Here is a 22,886-nt window from a genome sequence, read left to right as displayed (position 1 = left end):
CGGTCACGCGACGAACCCCGGATCAGCCGACTCGCTGTCCCTCGACGCAGAACCGGTTGTCTTCCGGGTCGGCCAGTACGACGTACGGCCGTTCTCCGAGCAGCGGGTTCCGCGGACAGTGCCGCCAGTCGACATGCTGGGCGCTCAGGACCACCAGCCGGTCGGCTTCCGCGTCGAGATCGAAGTGGATACGGGGAAAGTCCTCCGCAGGGCTCTTGCTCACGTCCATCGCGATCGGGACACCGGGCTCCCCGGCGGGAGGTTCCAGGACGATGCAGTCGTCACCCTCGTAGCGCGGAGGCCGCTGTACGTATCCCAGGACTTGACGCCGGAACTCGCCCGCCCTCCTGTCATCGATCACGCCCAGCGAAACCTGCTCGATCGTCGCCGTGCCGGCAGCGATGCCCCGTGAGAGGCGGCAGAAACCGCACGGGTTCACGGACCCGCGGTGTCGTCCTGAACCGCCGGGGCCGGGCAACCCGGAGTGAGGACCTGCCGGAGGCATGAGGTCTTGAGCCAGTGCCCGGTTCCTGAGCGCGCGGAAAAAAAGGGGGGCCGGCCCTGGGTGGGCCGGCCCCCGCCGTCACGCCGGAATCAGCAGGACGCCACCCAGCGGTGGGACCGGATCCTGACGTTGAAGTCGTTGTCGTAGCCGCCGTTCTGCGGCAGACAGCCGAGGTAGCCGCTGTAGTTGGCGCCCGAGTAGAAGGCGACGCCCTCGTAGGAGGACGAGGTACCGCGGTTGTAGGCCGACCGGGCGTTCTGCGTGTCGGACCACGAACACTGGACGGAACCACCCCACCAGTCCGGGTCGGCGCTGGACCAGGTACAGCGGCTGCCGGTGCCGTTGGTGCTGTTCCAGACGCACACGTACCCGCTGCTGCACTCCCACGCCCGCACGGCGGCGTTGGCGCTGCTGGGCACGACCAAGCTCAGGGAGGCCAGAGCGCCGGTGAGGCCGGCGACCGCCAGGGCCCTGCGGAAGCGACGCCGCCTGGGCGTGCTCTCGTGCTTGTTCGAGGACATACCGATCCCCTTCTCGTGGTCGGTGCCGAGATCCGCTGAGGGCGCCGGGCGCGACCGCTGTCGGTCAACGTCGGTGCCGGCGCTCCGTATCCCCGTTTCGGTCGGCGGAACCGGCTGGCGTGAACTCATATTTCCGCGCGCCCTCCACCGCTGTCATGCTCGTGCGAGCCCGCTGAAACATCGCAGATGACAGACGGGAAGAGACGAGGGAATGGGATGCTTCGCTTCCATTTCACGCCTGAGGACCTGTCCCGCCTCAGAGTGGCGTCCGGGCCTCATCCGCTGTGGGAGATCGCGGTAAGTCTGCACCGCTTCCAGACCCGCGAGGGTCGCTGGGCCCACGCCGCCTGGTACCGCACCGCCTGCTCCACGCTCCGCGAAACCGGCCTGGACCGCACCACGATGCGGTTGCTCCTGCCACTTTTCCCGCGAGCCAGATACTTCCCGGATTTCCTCACCCCGGCCGAAGGCGTCGAGGGGCTGGACGCCGGCCTCGACCGCATTCTGGCGACCCCACGCCACCGCGTGGCCGACGAGGTCGCACGGCTCCAGGAGACTGTGGGCGCGCCGGCCTGGGCACACCGGATCGCCGAGGGCGAGCCGCGAAGACAGCTCGTGCAAGCCCTGCGCGCCTATCACCGCGCCGTGATCGCCCCGTGCGAGGAACACATCCACGAGCGTCTGCACGCTGAGCGGGCCAGACACACCCGCACGCTGTTCCGCGCCGGCATCGAGGCGGTCCTCGCCGACCTGACCCCGGCGATCCGCTGGCGGCACCCCGTGCTCGAGGTCCCCGCCTACCCGTGCCGGCGCGACGTCCGCCTCGACGGGCGCGGGCTCCTATTGATCCCCTCCTACTTCTGCTGGAACACTCCCATCACCCTGGCGGACCCCGGCCTCCCGCCCGTCCTGATGTATCCCGTCCAGCACATCCCGACGACGGTGTCCCCCACCGCCGGCGCACCTCTGAACAGCCTGCTCGGCCCCACACGCGCGGCCGTTCTGCGGGCAGCCGCGTCCGGCTCCACCACGACCGAGGCCGCCCGCCGCGCCGGTGTCACCCCCACCACGGCCAGCCACCACACCATGCTGCTGCGCGACGCCGGGTTGATCACCAGCCACCGGCACGCCAACACGGTCCTGCACACGCTCACCCCGCTCGGCGCCGCCTTGCTGCAGCGCAACACGCGGGGCCAGGCGGGCGCACGGCGGCCCCGGGAAACCGACGCCGACGAGTAAGGGCACCCGAACGGAGCATGAGCACGGCCGGTCCGCGGGCCTGACGGACATCGAGGCGGGCGCCGAGATGCCCGCCTGTCCGGCGACTTGGGGGTCGGTCCCCGGCGGCGGGTCCCTGATGGATCGGCCGGCCTGACGAACGCCACGGTGTTCCTCGCCTCGGCGCAGATGTGTCCGCCCGTGGTCGCGCGGAGCCCGCGTGAGGTGTCCACGCGCAGCACGACGGCGGCGGCCTGGTGGTCGTAGGCGGCGGACCAGCGGGCGGGACCGACGCCGAACTCCGCGAGGCCGGCCGCGATGGCGCGGGCCTGCATGAGGCCGGCGGCAGTGCCGGGGGCGGGATGCTGGGGGTCAGGCGGTGACTTCGTCGTCGTTCGCCGGTTCCTCGGCTTCCTGCCCGTCGGTCTCCTCGGCGGTGCCGGACCCCTGTTCCGTTCCCCGCTCGTCGCCGGACGCGATCGCGGCGCGGGGCTTCTTCTTCGCCGGGTCGTACGGCTCGTCATCCACCACGGACTGCTCGATGGGCGTCAGCGGGTACCCCAGGGCTTCCAGCACCATGAACCAGCGGCCCGTGGGCTTCCGGATCCGGTCCGACCGCTGGCTGTCCGTCCGCCATGCCCTCCGGGTCGCGCACTTCTCGCGGACGGCGGCGAGCGCCGCGAACTGGAGTTGCGGTGCCCTGCTGGGGTCCTTCGCGACGTGTCCGGCGAAACCCCCTCGGTTTTTGGCCTGCTCGCTGTTCAGCCCCAGGAAGGCGGCCAGGATCTCGGTGGTCGGCTCCTTGTCCAGGTCCTCGGAGAGACCCCAACTCCCGTTGAGGAGCGCGTTGTTGACGTGTCCGATCAGGTCGTTGGTGATGTTCTTCGGCAGGTCGCGGCGCTTGATCAGGTCAGTGATCCACTTCCGGCGCAGGGCCTCGGCGGCGTCCCAGTCGAGGTTCCCCCTCTTCACAGCAGCGAGCGCGGCCATGTGCTCGAACATCCACGCGTAGCTGCTGGCGCCCGCGACGGCGGCCCTCGACTTCTCGTCGGAGCGGACCTTGACGACCGCCTTGACGTCCTTCTGCCGCACCCCCGCGGCTCGGGCGATACGGCCGACCTGCGCGGTCGTGATCATGTCGAGGAACTGTCCGGCGGCGTCGCGGTCGTCGTCCCACTCGTACGGCGGGTGCGTAAGGCCCGCGTCCTTCGAGCCGTGGAAGCGGCGGTCGCCGTCGTCGACTTGGCGCACTCCGCCGTCAAGTCGCTGGATCCTGAAGGGGATTCGGCACCCTTCGGCCCGAAGGGACGCCACGAACGCCGCGTCGATGTCCAAGTCTTCGAGGGCGTTCGCCGGGTGCGGGGGCAGAGCGTCGATCAGCACGAGGACGTGTTTCCCGGCGAGGAGGCCGCGGTAGAGGCCGATCCGGGCCTCGGGGGCGCGGTCGGCGTGTTCGGCGGGGGCGGTGGGGTGGAAGCCTCCGAGGTCGACATAGAGCAGTACGTCGGGGAAGCGGTCGGCGTGCCGCCAGGCCCAGTGCACGGCGAGCGCGGTCTTGCCGACGCCCGCGGTGCCGACGATGGCCGAGATCGCCGCGTGCTGCGGGGTGTTCGCCAACAGGGCGTCGAGCTGGTCGAGTTCGCCGGATCGGCAGGTGAACGCGGGGTGGGCGCACGGGCGTTGGTTCGGCGCGGGGAGCGGGTCGTCGCCGGTGGTCGCGTCCTGGAACTCCTCACGGCGCGCGCCCGTGAGGCCGAGGGCGTCCGCCAACTGCCGTACCGTGGTGGGGCGTGGCCTGTCGATGCGGCCCGTCTCGACGTGGCTGATCGTGCGGACGCTGACGCCGGAGCGGTCCGCCAGTTCCTCCTGCGAGAGTCCCCGCCGGCGCCGGTGGCCCCGCAGCAACTCACCGAGCATCGGCACCCCCCGGCCTCCCCCGCCCGCCTCAACTGTGGCACCGGGGTGCGGGCCGACCGTGAGGGGCTAACGCGTCAGTTGCGGGGAAGTTGCGTGCGGCTTGCCTGGTCGGGGTGGTGGCACGCTGGGAGCGTTCGGGGTGTTCCGAAGACTTCCGGCACAGGAGGAGACAGTGATCGAAGACTCCAGGTCCCGGCTCACGCGGGGCGGACTCGCGTTCGCGGCCGTGGCGGCGCTCGCGGTGCCGACGGCGGTGGTGGTGGGGACGGCGGGCACGGCGTCGGCGGTGCCGTGCAGCCAGTCCGGCCCCGACCGGGACACGACACCGCGGGTGCGGATGACCGCGGGCGTCTCCGCGAACATGCGCGGCGGCCCCGGCACCGGCTGCGACGTCGTCGGCTGGGCCGACCGGCAGGATCTGCTCGACTACCGCTGCTACGTGTACGTCGGTTCGTCCTCGTGGACGTACCTCTACAACGTCACCGACGCCAGGTACGGCTGGGTGGCGGACTCACTGCTCCCCCGCTATGGCGCCGACAGCCACTGCTGAGGGCCTTATGACGACGGCGTCCGCCGGGTACGCGGGGAACCGGCGGGCGCCGTCACCTGTCCCGGCGTCCGCGACGACGCGGCACGCTCCCCCGACCCGGACCGCAGGTCAACAGTGCTGTTGGAACCCCAGATTGGACGGAAGAGAATGCGTCAGGTCACCCAGTTCATCGCCGGTCTCGTCACCCTCGCAGTCGCGGGAACGGCCGCTCCCGCCTTCGCCGCCTCCCGGGAGAACGCCGAGCGGGGCGCCCGGCCCTCGCTCGCTGGAGCGCTGGACCCGCTGAGCCCGGCCGAGGTGTCGAAGTTCGAGAGCACGTATCCGGACAAGGCGAAGCTGGTGCACGAGGCCGCCGCCGCGACTCGCTCTCGCACGGCTGGCACATCCGCCATTCGAGAAGGCGCGTACGTCCGTATCCGCAACTGGAACAGCGACAAGTGCCTCGCGATCGGCTCCAGCAGCACCGACAACGGCGCACACGCCATCCAGTGGGACTACACCGGCTCGAACGGCCAGCGCTGGTACTGATCCGCGCTGCAGCACCGTGCGGCCCGAGGTGGGTCGGGGAACCGGGGTCGGGCCAGGGGTCCGGCCCCGGTTCTGTGCGCCGGTCGCGCGGTGTCCGTGCTGGTGGGGGCAACACTGTCAGGTCTGACGATGCCCTGAACTCGGCGTTCCAGAATGATTTTCGGCGATGGAGTACCGCCAAGTCGTCGGCGAGGGTTCAGCATGGGGCGTCCGGAAACCGCCTGTTCTCGGTTTCCGCGGGCTGTTCGCGGGACGTCTCCGGAAGGCGCCGTGCGGAAGCCCGGGGTGTCCCGATGGGCGTGCGCTCTCGCCGCCCTGCGCCCCGGCGACTTTCGCGCTCCGGCTCGAGAAGCTTCGGAAGGGAACGCCATGAAGCCTGTTGCCGGTTCCGTGCCGTCGGCGTCGGATCCGTCGGCGTCTGATCCGCCGGCCCCGGACAGCGTCGTCGACGGCGACGACCCCCGGGCGCTCGTGTGGGACATCATCCGGGGCGAGTGGCGGTTCTCCGCGCTGTACGCCTTCGTCGCCCTGGACCTGGCGCGCTGGTTGCGCGACGGCCCGCTCGACGTGGCCGAACTCGCCCGGCGCTGCGGGGCGGACGCCGGGGCGCTCGCGCGGCTGCTGCGCACGAACGCGGCGCTCGGCGTCGTCCGCACGGTGTCCGTCCGGGAGGGCCGGCGCTGTTATGCGCTGACCCCGGCGGGGCTGACCCTGCACGGTGGGGCGGAGCATTCGATGCGGTCGGTCGTCATTCCGCAGGGGGCGCCCGACTTCAGGGAGGCGATGGGGTCGCTGGCCGAGGCCGTGCGGGCGGGGCGTTCTCCGTTCGTCACGCGGTTCGGGTCCCTGTACGCCTATCTCGAAGGCGATCCCGAGGCCAGGGGGCACTTCGACGCCCACATGGCGACGCGTTCGCGGACGATCGCGGACGCGGCGGTGGCCCGCTACGACTTCTCCGGCGTCTCCTGCCTCGTCGACGTGGGCGGGGGTGTGGGGACCATCCTCGCGGCCGTGCTGAAGGCCAACCCCCGTGTGCGCGGGGTGCTGTTCGAGCTGGAGCATGTGCTGCCCGGCGCGCGGGAGTTCCTGGCGTCCGAGGGCGTGCTGGACCGGTGCGAGCTGGTGGCCGGTGACTTCTTCCGGTCCGTGCCCCGCGCGGACGCGTATCTGCTCTCCAACGTCCTGCACAACTGGTCCGACACGGACGCGATCGCCATCGGGCGGACCGTCGTGTCGGCCATGTCCGGCGCCGGCCGGTGCCTGTTCCTCGACATGCTACTGCCGGAGGACGACCGGCCGCACCTCGGCAAGGACCTCGACATGCGGATGCTCGCGCTGCACCCCGGTGGCCGGGAGCGCGGGCGCGCCGAGTACCTGGCCCTGCTGCGGGAGGCGGGGCTGGTGGCCGAGCGTGTCGTCGACCTCCCGTACGCGCTCAGCCTCATCGAGGCCGTTCCGGCCCGCTGACCCGTCTTCCCCCACTCGGCCCCGCCCTGTACGGCACGACACCCCCGGGATCACGCATGAGCATTTCGACGACCGCGGACGCCCCGCGGCAGGAGTACTTCGGCGCGACGTTGCGCAGACACCGGCTGGAGGCCGGCCTCACCCAGCAGAGGCTCGCCGAGCAGTCGGGGGTCAGCGTCCGGGAGATCCGTTACCTGGAACGCAGTCAGGTGCTGCGGCCCAGCGCCGAGATACGGCGCCGCCTCGACTCGGCGCTCAGCGACGGCGGCCCGGTGTGCGACGTCGAGGCGCCGTGCGAGGACGGTACTCCGCTGATCGGTGTGCTGGGCCCGCTCGTCGTGTGGCGGGGCGGGGAGTCGGTGCGGCTGGACGCCATGAAGCAGCGGCTGCTGCTCGCGCTGCTGGCGCTGCGGCCCAACGAGGCGGTCGGCCGGGACGAGATCGTCGACGTCCTGTGGCCGGACGAGGCCCCCGCGAGCTGTGTGAATCTCGTCCACACCTATGTGGCCCGGCTGCGCAGGGCCCTGCGGTCCGAGCGGGGCGCGGGCGCCGCCCGGAACTGGATCGACCGCTGCGGTGGCGGCTACGCGCTCCGGGCCGACGCGGACGAGCTGGACGTGCTGCGCTTCACCATGCTGCTCGACCGGGCCGACGCGCTCGACGACCCCGGGCTGCGGGCGGACACGCTGGCCGCTGCGCTGGGCTGCTGGCGTGGCCCCGTGGCCGCGGATCTCGACGCCGGGCCGACCGTGTTCACGGAGTGGACGGAGCTGCCGGCCCGCCGGATCGAGGCCGCGCTCGCCTATGCCGACCTGGCCATGTCCTCGGGCGGACAGCAGCGTGCGGCCGTGGCCCTGCGGAAAGTGGCGCGGGACGAACCGTGGCACGAGGCGCTGCACGCCCGGCTGATGCTGGCGTTGGCGGCATCCGGCCAGCGAACGGCCTCACTGGATGTTTTCCAGGACATGAGAAAGCGGCTGCGCAACGACCTCGGTCTGGAACCGGGCGCCGAACTGAAAGCGGCTCAGTCGGCCGTTCTGCGCGAAGACGAATTCCTGTAGGGATTTGCCGGTTCCCACTGCAGATCGAGTCCAGTTTTCCGGCCGGAGCGACTGATACGGTTCAGTTGTCCAAAAGAAATCCGGACAGTCGGAAGGAGGGATTCTCATGCGTTACTTCCACTGATGCGAGCGAGAAACACAAGGCGGGTTCGGGTTCCGCACATGCTGAACCCGAACCCGGCCAGCACGGAATGAGGCCGGGGTCAGGAAATGCGTACGCTCGAAGGAAAAATACACGACCTTAATTCCGTGGTGGCGGAATTCGGGCGCCGGCACGCGGCAGCGCTGGGCACCTATTTCGACCCGGACGGCAAGGCCATGGAAACCGTGCGACAGCGTGGACTGTTCGCGGCGGAACCGGAGCGGCTGCCCGTTCCCCCGCCGGTGGCCCCCGTCGAGCTGGCCCACCGGATCGGCGCCGCCCACGCGGCGTTCCGTGCCGCGCTCGCGGAAATCTTCGCCCACCGGATGGGCGGCAGCTGGCAGAAGCTGGCCGAGGATCTGCGCCTGGGCGAGACCACCCGGCGCTATGTCGATGTCCGCCGTCCGCCGCTGTGGGCCCGGTTCGGCCGGCCCGACATCGTGGTGCACGGCGACCACGTCACCATGGTCGAGCCGAACGTCGGCACCTCGTGCGGCGCGCTGGCGGACGCCGACATCCTGGGCCGGCTGTTCGAGGACGCCCCGCTCGTGGGTGACCTGCTGCGCGGCATGGGCGCGCGGCGGCGTGACGTCCTGGGCGCGGTCGCCGAAGCGGTCGGCGCCGCGCTGCGGGAGCACGGCCAGGCGCCGGACGCGCTGGTGGCGGTCACGGAGTTCGCGGCGGACCTGGCTGACGCGGGCCCCCACTACGAGGCGCTTGCCGCCGAGTTGCGCGGGCACGGACTGCGCGCCGAGGTCGCCGCGGTCGAGGACCTGGAGTGCGGTCCGGCCGGGGTCCGGCTGGCCGGCGTCCCGTGCGGCGCGATCTACCGGCTGTGCGGCGAGGAACCGGACCCGGTGGGCCATCTCCCGTTCCTGCGGGCCCTGTTCGCGTCGGCGCGCGCCGGGCGGGTCGCCGTGGTCGACGCGCTGGACGACCAGATCGCCGGCCACAAGACGATCCTCGCGGTGGTGTCCGAGGAGCTGGACGCGGGCCGGGTCGCCGCCGAACAGGCCGCCGTCCTGGACGGTTTCGTCCCCTGGACCCGGATCTTCGAGGACGGGCCGGCCACCTTCCGGGGCGAGCGCGTCGACCTGGTGCCCTGGACCCTCGCGCACCAGCAGGACCTCGTCCTCAAACCCGGTGCGGGCTACCAGGGCCGGGGCGTCACTCTCGGCTGCGAGACCGCTCCCGAGCAGTGGCAGGCCCTGATCGGGGAAGCCCTCGGCGCCGACGAGGCGTGGATGGTCCAGTCGCTGGCGCGCAGCGCGGCCACCGACGTCTCCGTCAGCAGGGCGGGCGGCCTGTTCACCGAGGAGACGTTCGTCGAGTACGGCTACTACGCGGTGGCCGGGGCGGCGCCCGCGGCGGCGATCCGGCGGAGCGCGCCGATCGGCAGAAGGACCAGAAAGATCAAGCAGTCCACGATCAGCCCGCTCTTCTTCGTGTGAACGGGCCCCGGGTCTTCGTGCGAACGGGCCCCGGGCGAGTGCATGGGAACAGGTGAGACGAACGTGATGGATCCACTGTCCGCGGAGATGCTGGCGGATCCCTATCCGACCTACCGACGGCTGCGCGAAGAGGAGCCCATCAGCCGCCACGAGAAGCTGGACGCCTGGATCGTCACCCGGCACTCCGACTGCGCGCGCGTGCTGCGCGAACCGGAGACGTACGCGTCGGACTTCCGGAAGATCGGCGACCCGGTGACCCCGGAACTGCTCAGCGTGCAGACCCTCGACGCTCCCGAGCACACCGTGCTGCGCCGGGCGATCCTGCCCGCGCTGCGCGACCTCGACCTCAAGCGCTGGGTGGCGGACACCCGGTCGGCGGCGGCCAAGCTGCTGGCCGAGGTGGAGGGGCGGGACTTCGACTTCGTCACCGAGTTCGCCGAACCCCTCGCGGTGGAGAGCATGTGCGAGCTGTTCGGCCTGCCGTTCATCGACGACGTGCCGCGTTTCCGCGACGCCCAGCGGGACCTCGTCCTCAGCATGGACGCGGGCCTCGACGCGAGCCGCGTCGAACCGGGGATCCGGGCGCGGGAGTACCTGAGCACGCTGATCGAGCCCTGGACCACGACCCATCCGGACGCCGGGCTGCTCAGCGGCATCGACACCGGCTCGGTCGGCGAGCACCGCGCCGAACTCGTCAACTCGCTGCGGGCGATCTTCGTGGCCGGCTACTCGTCCAGCAGCGCGATGTTCGGCAACGCCCTGCAGCCGCTGCTGGAGCACGGGCTGCTGGCCGGTGACACGCCGCCCGCCCTGGACGGCACGGCCTTCAACGAGCTGGTCCGCTTCAACGGCGCCGTGCAGGCCACCAGCCGGGCCGTCGTCCAGGACACCGTCCTCGGTGACCGGCGGCTGCGCCGGGGCGAGGTGGTCGTGGTGTTCCTCGCCGCCGCCAACCGCGACCCCGACGTCTTCGACGCCCCCGAGGAGCTGCGGCTCGACCGCGACCCCAATCCCCACCTCGGGTTCGGCCGCGGCGTGCACTCCTGCCTGGGCACCCACCTGGCGCTGCGGCTCGCGACCGACGTCGTCGGCGACTTCGTCCGCCAGTACCGCGTCCACGCCGTACGGCCCCCCGTCCAGCGCCCCACCGCGACGATGCGCGGTTTCGACGAACTGATGGTCAGGGCGCAGCGCCGGTGAACCGGCCGACCACCGCACAGGAGGAAAGAATGACCACGCACACCACCGCCTACGACATACCCGTCCGCGACGAGGACAACGTCGACGAGGACGCCTGGCCGCGCGCCGAGATCCTGGCGGGGCTGCCCGCCACCGCCCGGCTCGCCCTCGACTTCTCCCCCGAGCTCCTGCTGGCGGACCTGGAACGGCTGGGCGGCGGCGCCTGGGGCCGCCCCCAGTACACCGACGGCTCCGGCGCGTCCGGCGACATCACCGGAACCGACTGGCGCAACCTGCCGCTGCACAGCATCGGCGGCCACGACGACCGGCACGACGCGGGCGGCCCGCAGCTGGACGACTTCGCCCCCGCGCCGCGCCTCGCGGAGGTCCCCTACCTGCGCGAGGTCCTGGAGTCGATCCCCGCCCCCATCCGCAGCGCGCGCCTGTTCGCGCTCGGGCCGGGTGCCGTCAGCCCGGAGCACCACGACACCAAGGCGTCGTTCCCCTGGGGCTGGCTGCGGTTGCACATCCCGATCGTGACGCTGCCCGAAGCCGTGCTCCGCATCGACGGCGGGGAGCACTGCTGGTCCGTGGGCGGCCTGTGGTACGCCGACTTCAGCCGGCCCCACCAGGTGGTGAACACGGGCACCGGCACGCGCGTCCACCTCGTCGTCGACACCCATGTGACGCGTGAGCTGATGGCGCTGTTCCCGCCGGAGTTCCACACGCCCGAGGTACTGCGCAGCGTGCCCTACCACCGGGCGGGCGAGGACCTGAAGGACACCGAGGCCGAGGCGCTGCGCTGCCGGTTCCCGATGCCGCGCTCGTACGCGGACTTCCAGGAGCGCGAGGGCGAGTTCACCAACCGTCAGCCCTCGGTGGACGCGGCCGTCGACTGGCACGAGGGCCGGCTGACCCTCTTCCTGGACGGCGAACCCTCGTTCGGCCTGGTCCACATGGGCGAGCACGAGTTCCGTTTCGCCGGCTGGGTCCAGGAGCGCACACTCCAGATCGTCACCACGGCGGACGGCACCCCGCGCGTCGTCCTGCGCACCCACCGCGGCGCCGAGACCCGCACCCTCGAACTCCCCGCCGAACCCCTGCCCGCTTGAGCCGGCCGGGACGCCGCACCCCTCCCGCGACAAAGGACCGCGTTGGCTTCCTCCCCCGCTTAAAGGCAAGGGATTCCAGCGGTCGCCCGCTGGGGTTCCTGCTTCACCGACGACCGCCCCGTCCGGGAGGACTCCCGTTGAGGTCTTACACCGTCTCCACAGGCAGACACCGCCAGCCCGGCGGCGAGAATGTTGCGTGCCGCGTTCACGTCACGGTCATGCACAGCGCCGCAGTCGCACGTCCATTCGCGGACGTTCAGCGGCATTTTCGCCGCGACCGTGCCGCAGACCCCGCACAGCTTGCTGGACGGGAACCAGCGGTCGATCACGACGAGTTCGCGCCCGTACCAGGTGCACTTGTACTCCAGCATGGAGCGGAGTTCCGTCCACGACGCGTCGGAGATGGCGCGTGCGAGCTTGCTGTTCTTCAGCAGGTTGCGGACGGTGAGGTCCTCGATCACGACCGTTTGGTTCTCGCGGACGAGACGAGTCGACAGCTTGTGCAGGAAGTCCCGGCGCCGGTCGGCGATCCGGGCATGGACGCGGGCGACCTTCACACGAGCCTTGGCCCGGTTGTCGGAGCCCTCGGCCTTGCGGGACAGCTCCCGCTGAGCGCGGGCGAGACGGGTGCGGTCCCGGCGCTCATGCTTCGGGTTGGCGATCTTCTCCCCGGTGGACAGGGTCACCAGGGAGGTGATCCCGGCGTCCAGACCGACCGCTGCGTCGGTGGCGGGGCCCGGAGCGACGGTGTCCTCGACGAGCATCGAGACGAACCAGCGCCCGGCACTGTCACGGGACACGGTCACCGTCGTCGGCTCCGCCCCCTCGGGCAGCGGACGCGACCAGCGGATGTCCAGCGGCTCCGCCATTTTGGCCAGAGTCAGTTGCCCGTCGCGCCACTTGAAGGCGCTGCGGGTGTACTCGGCCGACGCCCGGGACTTCTTCCGGCTCTTGTGGCGCGGGTACTTCGCACGCTTGGCGAAGAAGTTCCCGAACGCCGTCTGAAGATGGCGCAGCGCCTGCTGGAGCGGGACGGAGGACACCTTCGTCAGGAAGGCCAGCTCCTCAGTCTTCTTCCACTCCGTCAGCGCGGCCGACGACTGCACATAGGAGACACGGCGCTGCTCGCCGTACCAGGCCCGCGTCCGCTCCTCCAGCGCCTTGTTGTAGACGAGACGGACGCAGCCGAACGTGCGCGACAGCTCGGCTGCCTGCTCGTCCGTGGGATGGAAGCGGTACTTGAAAGCCCGCTTGACCTGCCGCATCACATCTCACACGTTACCAACTCCCGTGTAAGCCATGGCAGTCGGCCGGCAGCCGGCGAACACCGGTCCGCCCGGACCGCCTGACAACTTACGGAGACCCGATGACCCACGCACAGCACGCCGATCCCCGGCACCTCGGTGTCCTGCAGAACGGCCACATCACCACCCAGCTCATCGCGGCGGCGGTGCGGCTCGGGATCCACGACCGGCTCGGGGACGACCTGGTCGCCGACCGGCGGCTCAGTGAGCTGACCGGCATCGAGCTGCCGTTGTTGCGCCGGTTCCTGCCGGCGCTGGTGGGGCTCGATCTGGTGGAGGAGGCGGAGCCGCACCGCTACCGGAACACCGCGCTCGGGGCCCTGTTGCGCCGGGACACCGGGTCCGCCTACGGCCATGGGCTCATGGCCGGGGGTGTCTACTACGAGGCGTGGGCGGGTCTCGACTACTCGCTGCGCACCGGGAAGTCGGCGTTCGAGCACCGGCTCGGGGAGTCGCTGTGGGACCGGTTCGCCTCCGACGAGGAGGTGGGCGCGGCGTACGCCCGCACCACGCGCTGGAACACCCAGCGCGAGATGGACGAGATCCTGGCCCACTACGCGTTCCCGGAGACCGGCGTCATCGCGGATCTCGGCGCGGGCGACGGCTCCCTGACCGCCGCCCTGCTTGAACGCCATCCCGGGCTGCGCGCGATCGTGATGGAGCAGCCGGCCGTCATCGACCACACCCGGGAGTCCCTGACCGAGCGGGGTTTCGCGGACCGCTGCGAGTTCGTCGGCGGTGACATCGGCGCCGGGGTGCCGGCCGGCGCGGACCTCTACCTCATGAAGTCGGTGCTCCACCACTTCACGGACGACGAGGTCGTCAACGCGCTGCGCGTCTGCGGCGCCGAACTGACCGGCCGGGCCAAGGCGTTGGTCCTGGAGCGCACCTTCGACACCTCGGACATGCTGCGCTCGGCGATCCGGGACCTCACCATGCTCGTGCTCCTCGGCTCCCGGGACCGCGAACCCGAGGCGTACACCGAACTCGTCGAGAAGGCGGGCCTGAAGGTGCTCGTCAACGAGGTCGGGCCGAACGGCCTGGTCGTCCTCGAAGTGGGCCCGTGAACCCCTTCGACGACGAGACCTCCGCCTTCCTGGTGCTCGTCAACCACGAGGCCCAGTACTCCCTGTGGCCGTTCTTCGCCGCCGTGCCGCCGGGCTGGGACGTCGTGCTCGGACCGGCCGGCCGGGACAACTGCCTCGACCACATAGAGGCCCGCTGGAGCGACATGCGGCCCGCGAGTCTCGTACGCGAAACGGAGTGACGCGCCGTGCACGACCACCTGACGCACCCGCCCGCTCGGGCCACCGGGCCGCACGAGCCGTGTCCTCCGGCGCCTGAGGGCTCCGGGACCGAGGTGTCCTCGGTGTCCGAGCGCGTCCGGGTGGTGCCGTCGGCCCGGCTGACGGAGGTGGCGCGCCGGCGTGGCCTGGGCGTGGAGTCGGTGGCGCGCGGGATGTGGGCGCTGCTGCTGGGGGCCCTGCTGGGACGCCGGGACGTGGTGTTCGGCGACGTGTCGCCCGAGGGGACGGTGCCGGTCCGGGTGCGGCTGGACCCGGCGGAGCCGCTGGCCGCGCTGGTGCGGCGGGTCGAGGAGGATCGGGAGCGGGCACACCGCACCTCAGGAGCTGACCTGGAGCCGGAAGCGGGGTACCTCTTCGCCACGTGCGTCGAGGCGGGCGATGCCTCACCGCAGTTCGAGCTGACCTACCGGCCCGGCCCCCTCGAAGGCCACGCCGTCGAAGCGCTCGGCGACCGGCTGCGGCAGGTGCTCGACGCGTTCGCGCACGACCCCGACCTGCCGACGGGACGGCTGGACGTGCTGTCGGCCCGGGAGCGGCAACGCGTCCTGCGCACCTGGAACGACACGGCGGTGGACGTCGTGACGAGCACGCTGCCGGAGCTGTTCGAGGCGCAGGCCCGGCGGACCCCCGACGCGGTCGCGCTGGTCTCCGGGGACGAGCGGCTGACCTACGCCCAGGTCGACGCACGGGCGAACCGGCTCGCCGGGCACCTGATCGCGCTGGGCGTCACCCCGGACACCGCCGTCGCCGTCCTCATGCGGCGCTCCCCCGACCTGGTGGTGGCGCTGCTCGGCGTGGTGAAGGCCGGCGGCCACTACGTGCCCCTGGACTCGCGCGCGCCCCTCGCCCGGCACCGGATGGTCGTCGAGGACACCGCGAGCCGGGTCCTGCTGACCGACTCGGGTCACGCCGCGCGGGCCGCCGACGTCACGGACGGCTCGCCCGTGCCCGTCCTGGTCGTGGACCGCGCGGCCGACGGGACAGGCACGGCACCTGAGGTGCGTCACCACCCGGACCGGCTCGCCTACGTCATGTTCACCTCCGGCTCCACCGGCCGCCCCAAGGGCGTGGCCGTCACCCACCGCAACGTGGTCGCGCTGGTCAGGGACCGCCGCTTCGACGCCGAGACCTACGCCCGCGTCCTCTTCCAGTCGCCGCACTCCTTCGACGCCTCCACCGTCGAGCTGTGGGTGCCGCTGCTGACCGGCGGCCAGGTGATCGTCGCTCCCGACGGCGTGCCCTCCGCCCACGACATCGAGGCGCTGCACCGCCGCCACGCGGTGACGGCCACCGTCCTTCCCTCCGGGCTGTTCCGGATGCTCGCCCAGGAGCGTCCGCAGTGCTTCACCGGCACCCGGCAGATCCTGACCGGCGGTGACGTCGTCTCACCGGCGGCCGTGGCCCGCGTCCTGGACCACCACCCGGACGCCCGGGTGCTCACCACGTACGGGCCCACCGAGGCGACGGTGCTGGCCACGGCCCAGATCATCGACCGGGACGTCCTCGGCCGGGGCGGCGCCCTGCCCGTCGGCGCGCCGATGGACAACACCCGGCTCTACGTCCTGGACGCGTTCCTGCGGCCGGTGCCGCCCGGGGTGACCGGCGAGCTGTACATCGCCGGGGCGGGCCTGGCCCGCGGCTACCTGAACCGGCCCGGACTGACCGCCGAGCGCTTCGTGGCCTGCCCGTACTCCCCGGCGGGCGGGCGCATGTACCGCACCGGTGACCTCGTGCGGTGGAACCCGGACGGCACCCTCGCCTTCGCCGGCCGCGCCGACCAGCAGGTCAAGATCCGTGGGTTCCGGATCGAGCCCGGCGAGATCGAGAGCGCGCTCACCGGCTGTCCCGGCGTCCGGGAAGCGGTCGTCACCGTGCACACGGACACATCGGGCGTCAAGCACCTCACCGCCTACGTCACGGCCGAACCGGGTGGGGTGGTGGAGCCGGGTGAGGTACAGAAGTTCGTGGCGGGGGTGTTGCCCGAGTACATGGTCCCGGCGGCGGTCGTGGTCCTGGAGTCGCTGCCGCTGACGGTGAACGGCAAGGTCGACCGGAGTGCGCTGCCGGTCCCCGACTTCGGTGCGGCGGTCTCGGGCGGCGAACCCCGCTCGGAACGCGAACGCACCCTGTGCGCCCTGTTCGCCGACGTACTGGCCCTGCCCCGCGTCGGCATCGACGACAGCTTCTTCGACCTCGGCGGAGACTCCATCGTCTCCATCCAACTCGTCGCACGCGCACGCCGGGCCGGGCTGGTCTTCACCCCGAGGGACGTCTTCCACTGCCGCACCGTCGCCGCGCTCGCCGACACCGCGCGGGACTTGGAGGACCCGACGAGCGACGGGGAGCCCGCCGCCCCTGGCCTGCTGGCCGATGTGGAGTTGGAGGCGGGCTGGGAGGGCGTCGAGGAGGTGTGGCCGTTGACGCCCTTGCAGGAGGGGCTGCTGTTCCACGCGCTGTACGACGAGCGGGCGGGCGTGGACGTGTATGTGATCCAGACGGCCTTCGCTGTGGAGGGGGTCGTCGACACCGGCCGGCTGAGGGCGGCCTGCGCGAGCCTGCTGGCGCGGCACGCGAACGTGCGGGCGGGGTTCGGCCGTCTGGCGTCGGGGCGGGCGGTACAGGTGATCGCCTCGGCGGTCGAGGTACCGCTGACGGAACACGACCTCACGGGGCTGCCGGAGAGCCGGCGGGAGGCGGAGGTGCGGCGGCTGCTGGAGGAGGACCGCTCGCGCCGGTTCGACATGGCGTCCGCTCCCCTGCTGCGACTGACGGTGATCCACCTGACCCCGGAGCGGAGCGTGCTGGTGTTGAGCGCGCATCACATCCTGTGGGACGGCTGGTCGATGCCCTTGGTGCTGGGCGAGTTGTTCGAGCTGTACGCGCGCGGCGGGGACGCGGGCGGGCTCGCGCCGGTGGTGCCGTTCCGCGGGTTCCTGGAGTGGCTGCGGGACGCGGATCACGCGGGCGCCACGCAGGCGTGGCGGGAGGCTCTGGCCGGGCTGGAGGAGCCGTGTCTGCTGGCCCCGGAAGGAGCCGGCGCGGACATCGCGGCCGTCCCCGCGCGCGTGCACGTGAGCTTGTCCGCCGAGGCGACGGGCCGGCTGGTCGCGGCGGCACGCGAGCGGGACCTGACGCTCAACTCTGTCGTGCGCGGCGTGTGGGGCGTGCTGCTGGGCGCGGTGCTGGGGCGCTCGGACGTGGTCTTCGGCGCCACCGTGTCCGGGCGCCCGCCGGAGGTGGCGGGCGTGGAGTCCGTGATCGGGCTGTGCGTCAACACGGTGCCGGTGCGGGTGCGGCTGGATCCCGCCGAGTCGCTGACGGCGCTGGCCGCGCGGGTCCAGGAGGAGCAGTCCCGGCTGCAGCCTCACCAGTTCCTGGGCCTCACCGACATCCAGCGCGAGACCGGCGTGGGGGACCTGTTCGACACCACCGTCGTCTTCCAGAACCTGCCGGGGTTCGCGCGCGGCGTCAGCGGGGTCTTCGGCGACGTACGGGTGACGCCCCTCGACGGCGACGGGTACACGGCCGCCGGATCCCACTATCCGCTGACCCTGGTGGTGACACCGGGCGAGCGGCTAGGCATCGAGCTGATCCACCGGCCCGACGTGCTGGACGAGGAGACGGCCGGCCGGCTCGGCGCGCGGCTGCTCCTGCTGCTGGAGGCGTTCGCGGCGGCCCCGGACACCCTGGTGAGCCGGCTCGACGTCCTGCTGGCGGGCGAGCGCGCCCAGGTCCTCACGGAGTGGAACGACACCGCGACGGATCTGCCCTCGACCACGCTCACCGCGCTGTTCGAGGCCCAGGTGGCGCGGACCCCGGACGCGGAGGCGGTCCTGTCGGGAGCGCGGCGGGTGACCTACGCCGAGTTGAACGCGCGGGCGAACCGGCTGGCCCGCCATCTGGCGGACGGCGGTGTGGGGTGCGAGGACCGTGTGGCGGTGGCCGTGCCGCGCACGGTGGACCTGCTGGTCGCGATCCTCGGCGTGCTGAAGTCCGGGGCCGCGTACGTGCCGTTGGACCTGGAGCACCCCGACGAGCGCATCGCGTACACGCTGGCGGACTCCGCGCCCACCGTGATCGTCACCACCACACGGGCGGCCGGCCGTTTCGGTGACCTGCCGGTGCTGTCGCTGGACGACATGGCGGATCTGCGCGGCCGGCCGGCGGAAGACCTGCGGGACGCCGAACGCGTCCGGCCCTTCGGGTCCGCGCACCCCGCGTACGTCATCTACACCTCCGGCTCCACCGGCCGTCCCAAGGGCGTGGTCGTCACCCACGACTCGGCCTGCCGGATCAACCTCGATGTCGCCGCGCGCTACCGCATCGGCCTGGGTGACCGCTGTCTGGCGGCCCTGTCGGTCGGGTTCGACGTGTCGGTCTTCGAGCTGTTCAGCCCGCTGGTGCGGGGGGCGACGGTGGTGCTGGCCGACGAGGAGGACCGGCAGGACCCCGAACGCCTCCAGGGTCTGCTGCGTCGTCACGCCGTGACGGTCGCCTACCTCTCCCCCGCGCTGCTGCCGTACTTCGACACCGGCCGGCTGCCCGCCCTGCGGCTGGTGTCCACGGGCAGCGAGGCGTTCTCGGGCGACCTCGTGGACCAATGGGCGGGCCCACACCGGGAGTTCTGGAACAGCTACGGCCCGGCCGAGACGACGGTCACCTCCACGGTCATGCGCTGCCTGCCGCCCTCCCGGGGCCTGCGCCCCCCGATCGGCACTCCGATCGCCGACACCCGGGTGTACGTGCTGGACGGGTTCCTGCGGCCGGTGCCGCCCGGCACGACCGGCGAGCTGTACATCGCGGGACGCGGCCTCGCACGCGGGTTCTGGCGCCGTCCCGCGCTCACCGCCCAGCGGTTCGTGGCCTGCCCTTTCGGCGACGGTGAGCGCATGTACCGCACGGGCGACGTGGTGCGCCAACGCGCCGACGGCGCCCTGGAGTTCGTGGGCCGGACCGACGACCAGGTCAAGATCCGGGGCTACCGGATCGAGCCGGGCGAGGTCGAGGCGGCCCTGGCCCGGCATCCGTCGGTGGCCCGCGCGCTGGTCGTGGTCCGCGAGGACACCCCTGGGGTGAAGCGGCTGGTGGGTTATGTGGTTCCGGGGGCGGTGGTGGAGCCGGGTGAGCTGCGGACGTTCGTGGCGGGGGTGTTGCCCGAGTACATGGTCCCGGCGGCGGTCGTGGTCGTGGAGTCGTTGCCGTTGACGGTGAACGGCAAGGTCGACCGGAGTGCGCTGCCGGTTCCGGACTTCGGTGCGGCGGTCTCGGGCGGCGAACCCCGCTCGGAACGCGAACGCACCCTGTGCGCCCTGTTCGCCGACGTACTGGCCCTGCCCCGCGTCGGCATCGACGACAGCTTCTTCGACCTCGGCGGAGACTCCATCGTCTCCATCCAACTCGTCGCACGCGCACGCCGGGCCGGGCTGGTCTTCACCCCGAGGGACGTCTTCCACTGCCGCACCGTCGCCGCACTCGCCGACACCGCGCGCTCGTCGTCCGCGCTCGTCGCCGAGGACGCCGAGGCCGCTGTCGGCACCGTGCCGGCCTCACCGATCATGCACTGGCTGCGGGAGCAGGGCGGCCCGCTGGACGGGTTCAACCAGTCGAAGCTGGTGGAGGTGCCGCCCGCGCCGGGACCGGCACCGCTCGTCACCGCCGTGCGGGCCGTGCTGGACCGGCACGACGCCCTGCGGGCCCGGCTGGAGACGGACGCCGACGGGGCGTGGACGCTGCGCGTGCCGCCCAGGGGCGCCGGGTCCGCCGGGGAACTGGTGCGCCGGATCCCCACGGCCGGGCTGTCCGGCGCGGACGTGGAACGGCTCGTGGCGAGCGAGTCCCTTGCCGCGCGGGATCGCCTTGCGCCGCTCGACGGGGTGATGCTCCAGGTGGTGTGGTTCGACGCCGGCCCTGCCCGGCCCGGACTCCTGCTGGTGATGGCGCACCATCTCGTCGTCGACGGGGTGTCCTGGCGGATCCTGCTCCCGGACCTGCGGAGCGCCTGGCAGGCCGCGACGCGGGGCGAGCCCGTGGTCCTCGACCCCGTCCCCACCTCGCTCCGCACGTGGAACCGGGCCCTCGCACGCGCCGCGACGGATCCCGGGCGCACCGGCGAACTGCCGCTGTGGACCGGCGTCCTCGACAAGGGCGGCGAGCTGCTGCCCGCCCTGGCGCTCGACCCGGCCGTGGACACCGTCGCCACCTCGACGACCTTGACGCTGACCCTGCCGCCGGAGGTGACGGCGGACGTCCTCACCACCGTCCCGGCGGCCTTCCACGCCGAGGTGAACGACGTCCTGCTCGCCGCGCTGTGCCTCGCGGCGACCCGGTGGCGGCGCACTCGTCCCGGCGGTACGCCGGGTACCGGTCTCCTGATCGATCTGGAGGGGCACGGCCGTGAGCAGCAGTTCGTGGAGGGCGTCGATCTGTCGCGCACGGTGGGCTGGTTCACCAGTCAGTACCCGGTGCTGATCGACGCGGGGCTGCCGGACGGGGACGCGGCCGGCCCTCGGGCGCTGGGCCGGGCGGTCAAGACCGTCAAGGAGCAGTTGCGGGCGATCCCCGATCACGGCATCGGCTACGGCCTGCTGCGCCACCTCAACCCGGAGACGGCGGGCGCCTTCACCGGCCTGGCGGCTCCCCAGCTCGCCTTCAACTACCTGGGCCGGTTCACCACGGGCGAGCAGGGCGACGACGGGAGCTGGCGGGAGGCCGCCGAGTCGGCCGCGGTGGTGGGCGGTACCGAGCCCGGACGGCCGCTCTCGCATCCGGTCACCGTCACCGCGCTCGCCCAGGAGACCCCCGAGGGCCCGTGCCTGACGGCGATCTGGACGTGGTCGGCGGGGCTGCGGGAGGCCGGGATCGATGAGCTGGCCACGGCCTGGTTCGAGGCCCTGGGCGCCCTGGCCGCCTGCGCGGCCGAGCCCGGTGCCGGCGGGCTGACCCCGTCCGACGTCCCGCTGGTGGAGGTCGGCCTGGACGAGCTGGAGGAGTTGGAGGCGCGGTGGGCGGGGGTGGCGGACGTGTGGCCGCTGACCCCGTTGCAGGAGGGGCTGTTGTTCCACGCGCTGTACGACGAGCGGGCGGGCGTGGACGTGTACGCGGTGCAGACGACGTTCGTGGTGGAGGGCGGTGTCGACACGGGGGCGCTGCGGGCCGCGTGCGCGGCGCTGCTCGCCCGGCACGCGAGTCTGCGGGTGGGCTTCGGCCGGCTGCGGTCGGGGCGGGCCGTGCAGGTGGTGGTGGAGTCGGCCGAGGTGCCGTTGACGGAGTGGGATCTGCGCGGCCGGCCAGGGGCCGAGCGGTGGGGCGAGGTGGAGCGGCTGCTGGAGCGGGACCGGTCGCGCCGGTTCGACATGGCGGACGCGCCACTGATCCGGCTGATGGCGATCCGGCTGGACGAGGAGCGCAGTGTGCTGGTGCTGAGCGCCCATCACATCCTGTGGGACGGGTGGTCGATGCCGTTGGTGCTGGGCGAGTTGTTCGAGCTGTACGCGCGCGGCGGGGACGGCTCCGGGCTCGCGCCGGTGGTGCCGTTCCGTGGGTTCCTGGAGTGGCTGCGGGGCGCGGACCGCGCGGGCGCCGCACAGGCGTGGCGGCAGGCCCTGAGCGGGCTCGAACCTTGTCTGCTGGTGCCCGGTGGGGCCGGTGCGGACATCGCGGTGATTCCGGGGTGCGTGAGGATGAGCTTGCCGGTCGAGGTGTCGGGTCGGCTGGCCGACGTGGCGCGTGGTCGTGGTCTGACCCTGAACTCGGTGGTGCAGGGTGCCTGGGGCGTGGTGCTGGGGGCGGTGCTGGGGCGCCGGGACGTGGTGTTCGGCGCGACGGTGTCGGGGCGTCCGCCGGAGCTGGCGGGGGTGGAGTCGATCGTCGGGCTGTGCATCACCGCCGTCCCGGTCCGGGTGCGGGTGGATCCGGCGGGGTCGCTCGTGGACCTCGCGGCCCGGGTGCAGGAGGAGCAGGCCGCCTTGCAGGCGAACCAGTTCCTCGGGCTGCCCGGCGTCCAGCGCGCCCTCGGCGCCCGGGAGCTGTTCGACACCATGACCGTCTTCCAGAACTACCCGGGTGCCTCGGACGCCCTCGACGAGGAGCGGACTGGGCTGCGGATCTCCTCGGTCCGTACGCACGACGTGTACCACCACTCGGTCACGTTGCGGGCCTTGCCGGGTGACGCGCTGCGCTTCGAACTGGCCTACCGCGCCGACCTGTTGGAGCGGCGGACGGCCGAGGCGCTGGGCGAGCGGCTGACGTCGCTGCTCACCGCCTTCGCGGCCGACCCGGACGCCCCGCTGGGAGGGTTCGCCCCTTCTGGGGCCCTCCCCTTGCGGCCGGCCGGCCGTGCGCGGCCCGCGCCGGATCCGACGCCCGCCGCGCCGGACGACGACACCGTGGCCCGGCTGGAGAGCCTGCTGAGCGCGTACGTCGACGAACTCCTCGGCCCGGGAACGGCGCTGACGGACGACCTGTTCGCGCGGGGCCTGGACTCCCTGCTCGCCCTCCGCCTCGCGGGACGTGTCCGCGCCGGCACCGGAGCGGAGGTCAGCGTCCGTGAGCTGTTCGAGAACCCCACCGTCGCGGGGCTGGCACGCCACCTCGGCGCGCGGAAGCCGACCACCTGAAGCCGCCCC

At 72.3% G+C, this 22,886-nt stretch carries 15 protein-coding genes; 11 read left to right on the top strand and 4 right to left on the bottom strand.

The window, feature by feature from the left end:
• Positions 1-22 precede the first annotated feature (22 nt).
• Together IAG44_RS40710 and IAG44_RS40705 are read right to left on the bottom strand one after the other, a co-directional pair.
• Complete coding sequence (locus tag IAG44_RS40710; RefSeq protein ID WP_246562832.1) at positions 23-361, bottom strand: VOC family protein; 339 nt, start codon at positions 359-361, stop codon at positions 23-25.
• Positions 362-594: 233 nt separating this feature from the next.
• Entirely contained in the window at positions 595-1,026 is a 432-nt protein-coding gene (locus IAG44_RS40705) for a peptidase inhibitor family I36 protein (protein ID WP_187752034.1), read from the bottom strand.
• Between the two features lie 216 nt (positions 1,027-1,242).
• Between IAG44_RS40705 and IAG44_RS40700 the strand changes: the two genes are divergently transcribed.
• On the top strand, positions 1,243-2,265 hold the full coding sequence (locus IAG44_RS40700) for an ArsR/SmtB family transcription factor (RefSeq protein ID WP_187752033.1): 1,023 nt from the start codon (positions 1,243-1,245) through the stop codon (positions 2,263-2,265).
• A gap of 351 nt (positions 2,266-2,616) precedes the next feature.
• On the opposite strand, the gene IAG44_RS40695 is transcribed toward IAG44_RS40700, so the two are convergent.
• Positions 2,617-4,161, bottom strand: a complete 1,545-nt coding sequence (locus tag IAG44_RS40695) for a helix-turn-helix domain-containing protein (protein WP_246564977.1) — start codon at positions 4,159-4,161, stop codon at positions 2,617-2,619.
• 172 nt (positions 4,162-4,333) lie between these two features.
• Here IAG44_RS40695 and IAG44_RS40690 point away from each other — a divergent pair, with 172 nt between their 5' ends.
• The 7 genes from IAG44_RS40690 (at position 4,334) to IAG44_RS40660 (ending at position 11,651) form a co-directional block, all read left to right on the top strand.
• On the top strand, positions 4,334-4,711 hold the full coding sequence (locus IAG44_RS40690; protein WP_187752031.1) for a hypothetical protein: 378 nt from the start codon (positions 4,334-4,336) through the stop codon (positions 4,709-4,711).
• Positions 4,712-4,858: 147 nt separating this feature from the next.
• Positions 4,859-5,239 (top strand): RICIN domain-containing protein, encoded by a 381-nt coding sequence (locus IAG44_RS40685; RefSeq protein ID WP_187752030.1) that lies wholly within the window; start codon positions 4,859-4,861, stop codon positions 5,237-5,239.
• Positions 5,240-5,608: 369 nt separating this feature from the next.
• Positions 5,609-6,706 (top strand): methyltransferase, encoded by a 1,098-nt coding sequence (locus tag IAG44_RS40680; RefSeq protein WP_187752029.1) that lies wholly within the window; start codon positions 5,609-5,611, stop codon positions 6,704-6,706.
• Positions 6,707-6,762: 56 nt separating this feature from the next.
• The gene (locus tag IAG44_RS40675) at positions 6,763-7,767 is read left to right on the top strand and encodes a BTAD domain-containing putative transcriptional regulator (protein ID WP_187752028.1); all 1,005 of its coding nucleotides are present in this window, start codon (positions 6,763-6,765) and stop codon (positions 7,765-7,767) included.
• A 249-nt stretch (positions 7,768-8,016) separates the two neighbouring features.
• Positions 8,017-9,360, top strand: coding sequence for a hypothetical protein (locus tag IAG44_RS40670; protein WP_187752027.1), 1,344 nt, complete (start codon positions 8,017-8,019; stop codon positions 9,358-9,360).
• Positions 9,361-9,426: 66 nt separating this feature from the next.
• Positions 9,427-10,560 carry a cytochrome P450 gene (locus IAG44_RS40665; RefSeq protein ID WP_187752026.1) on the top strand — a complete coding sequence of 378 codons (1,134 nt, stop codon included), beginning with the start codon at positions 9,427-9,429 and terminating at the stop codon, positions 10,558-10,560.
• A gap of 29 nt (positions 10,561-10,589) precedes the next feature.
• The gene (locus IAG44_RS40660; protein ID WP_187752025.1) at positions 10,590-11,651 is read left to right on the top strand and encodes an aspartyl/asparaginyl beta-hydroxylase domain-containing protein; all 1,062 of its coding nucleotides are present in this window, start codon (positions 10,590-10,592) and stop codon (positions 11,649-11,651) included.
• Positions 11,652-11,710: 59 nt separating this feature from the next.
• On the opposite strand, the gene IAG44_RS40655 is transcribed toward IAG44_RS40660, so the two are convergent.
• Entirely contained in the window at positions 11,711-12,916 is a 1,206-nt protein-coding gene (locus tag IAG44_RS40655) for an RNA-guided endonuclease InsQ/TnpB family protein (RefSeq protein ID WP_187753101.1), read from the bottom strand.
• A gap of 101 nt (positions 12,917-13,017) precedes the next feature.
• On the opposite strand from IAG44_RS40655, the gene IAG44_RS40650 reads away from it, so the two are divergent.
• From IAG44_RS40650 to IAG44_RS40640, 3 genes are all read left to right on the top strand, one after another.
• A complete protein-coding gene (locus IAG44_RS40650) occupies positions 13,018-14,022 on the top strand; it encodes a methyltransferase (RefSeq protein ID WP_187752024.1) in 1,005 nt (334 codons plus the stop codon).
• Positions 14,019-14,222, top strand: a complete 204-nt coding sequence (locus IAG44_RS40645; protein WP_187752023.1) for an MbtH family protein — start codon at positions 14,019-14,021, stop codon at positions 14,220-14,222. Before IAG44_RS40650 ends, IAG44_RS40645 begins: the two co-directional genes overlap by 4 nt.
• Positions 14,223-14,324: 102 nt before the next feature.
• Positions 14,325-22,877 carry a non-ribosomal peptide synthetase gene (locus tag IAG44_RS40640; protein ID WP_187752022.1) on the top strand — a complete coding sequence of 2,851 codons (8,553 nt, stop codon included), beginning with the start codon at positions 14,325-14,327 and terminating at the stop codon, positions 22,875-22,877.
• Positions 22,878-22,886 lie beyond the last annotated feature (9 nt).

Source organism: Streptomyces roseirectus (genome assembly GCF_014489635.1).
GTDB lineage: Bacteria > Actinomycetota > Actinomycetes > Streptomycetales > Streptomycetaceae > Streptomyces > Streptomyces roseirectus.
The sequence above is the reverse complement of the archived record's forward strand: the minus strand, read 5'-3'. Positions and strand labels throughout refer to the sequence as shown.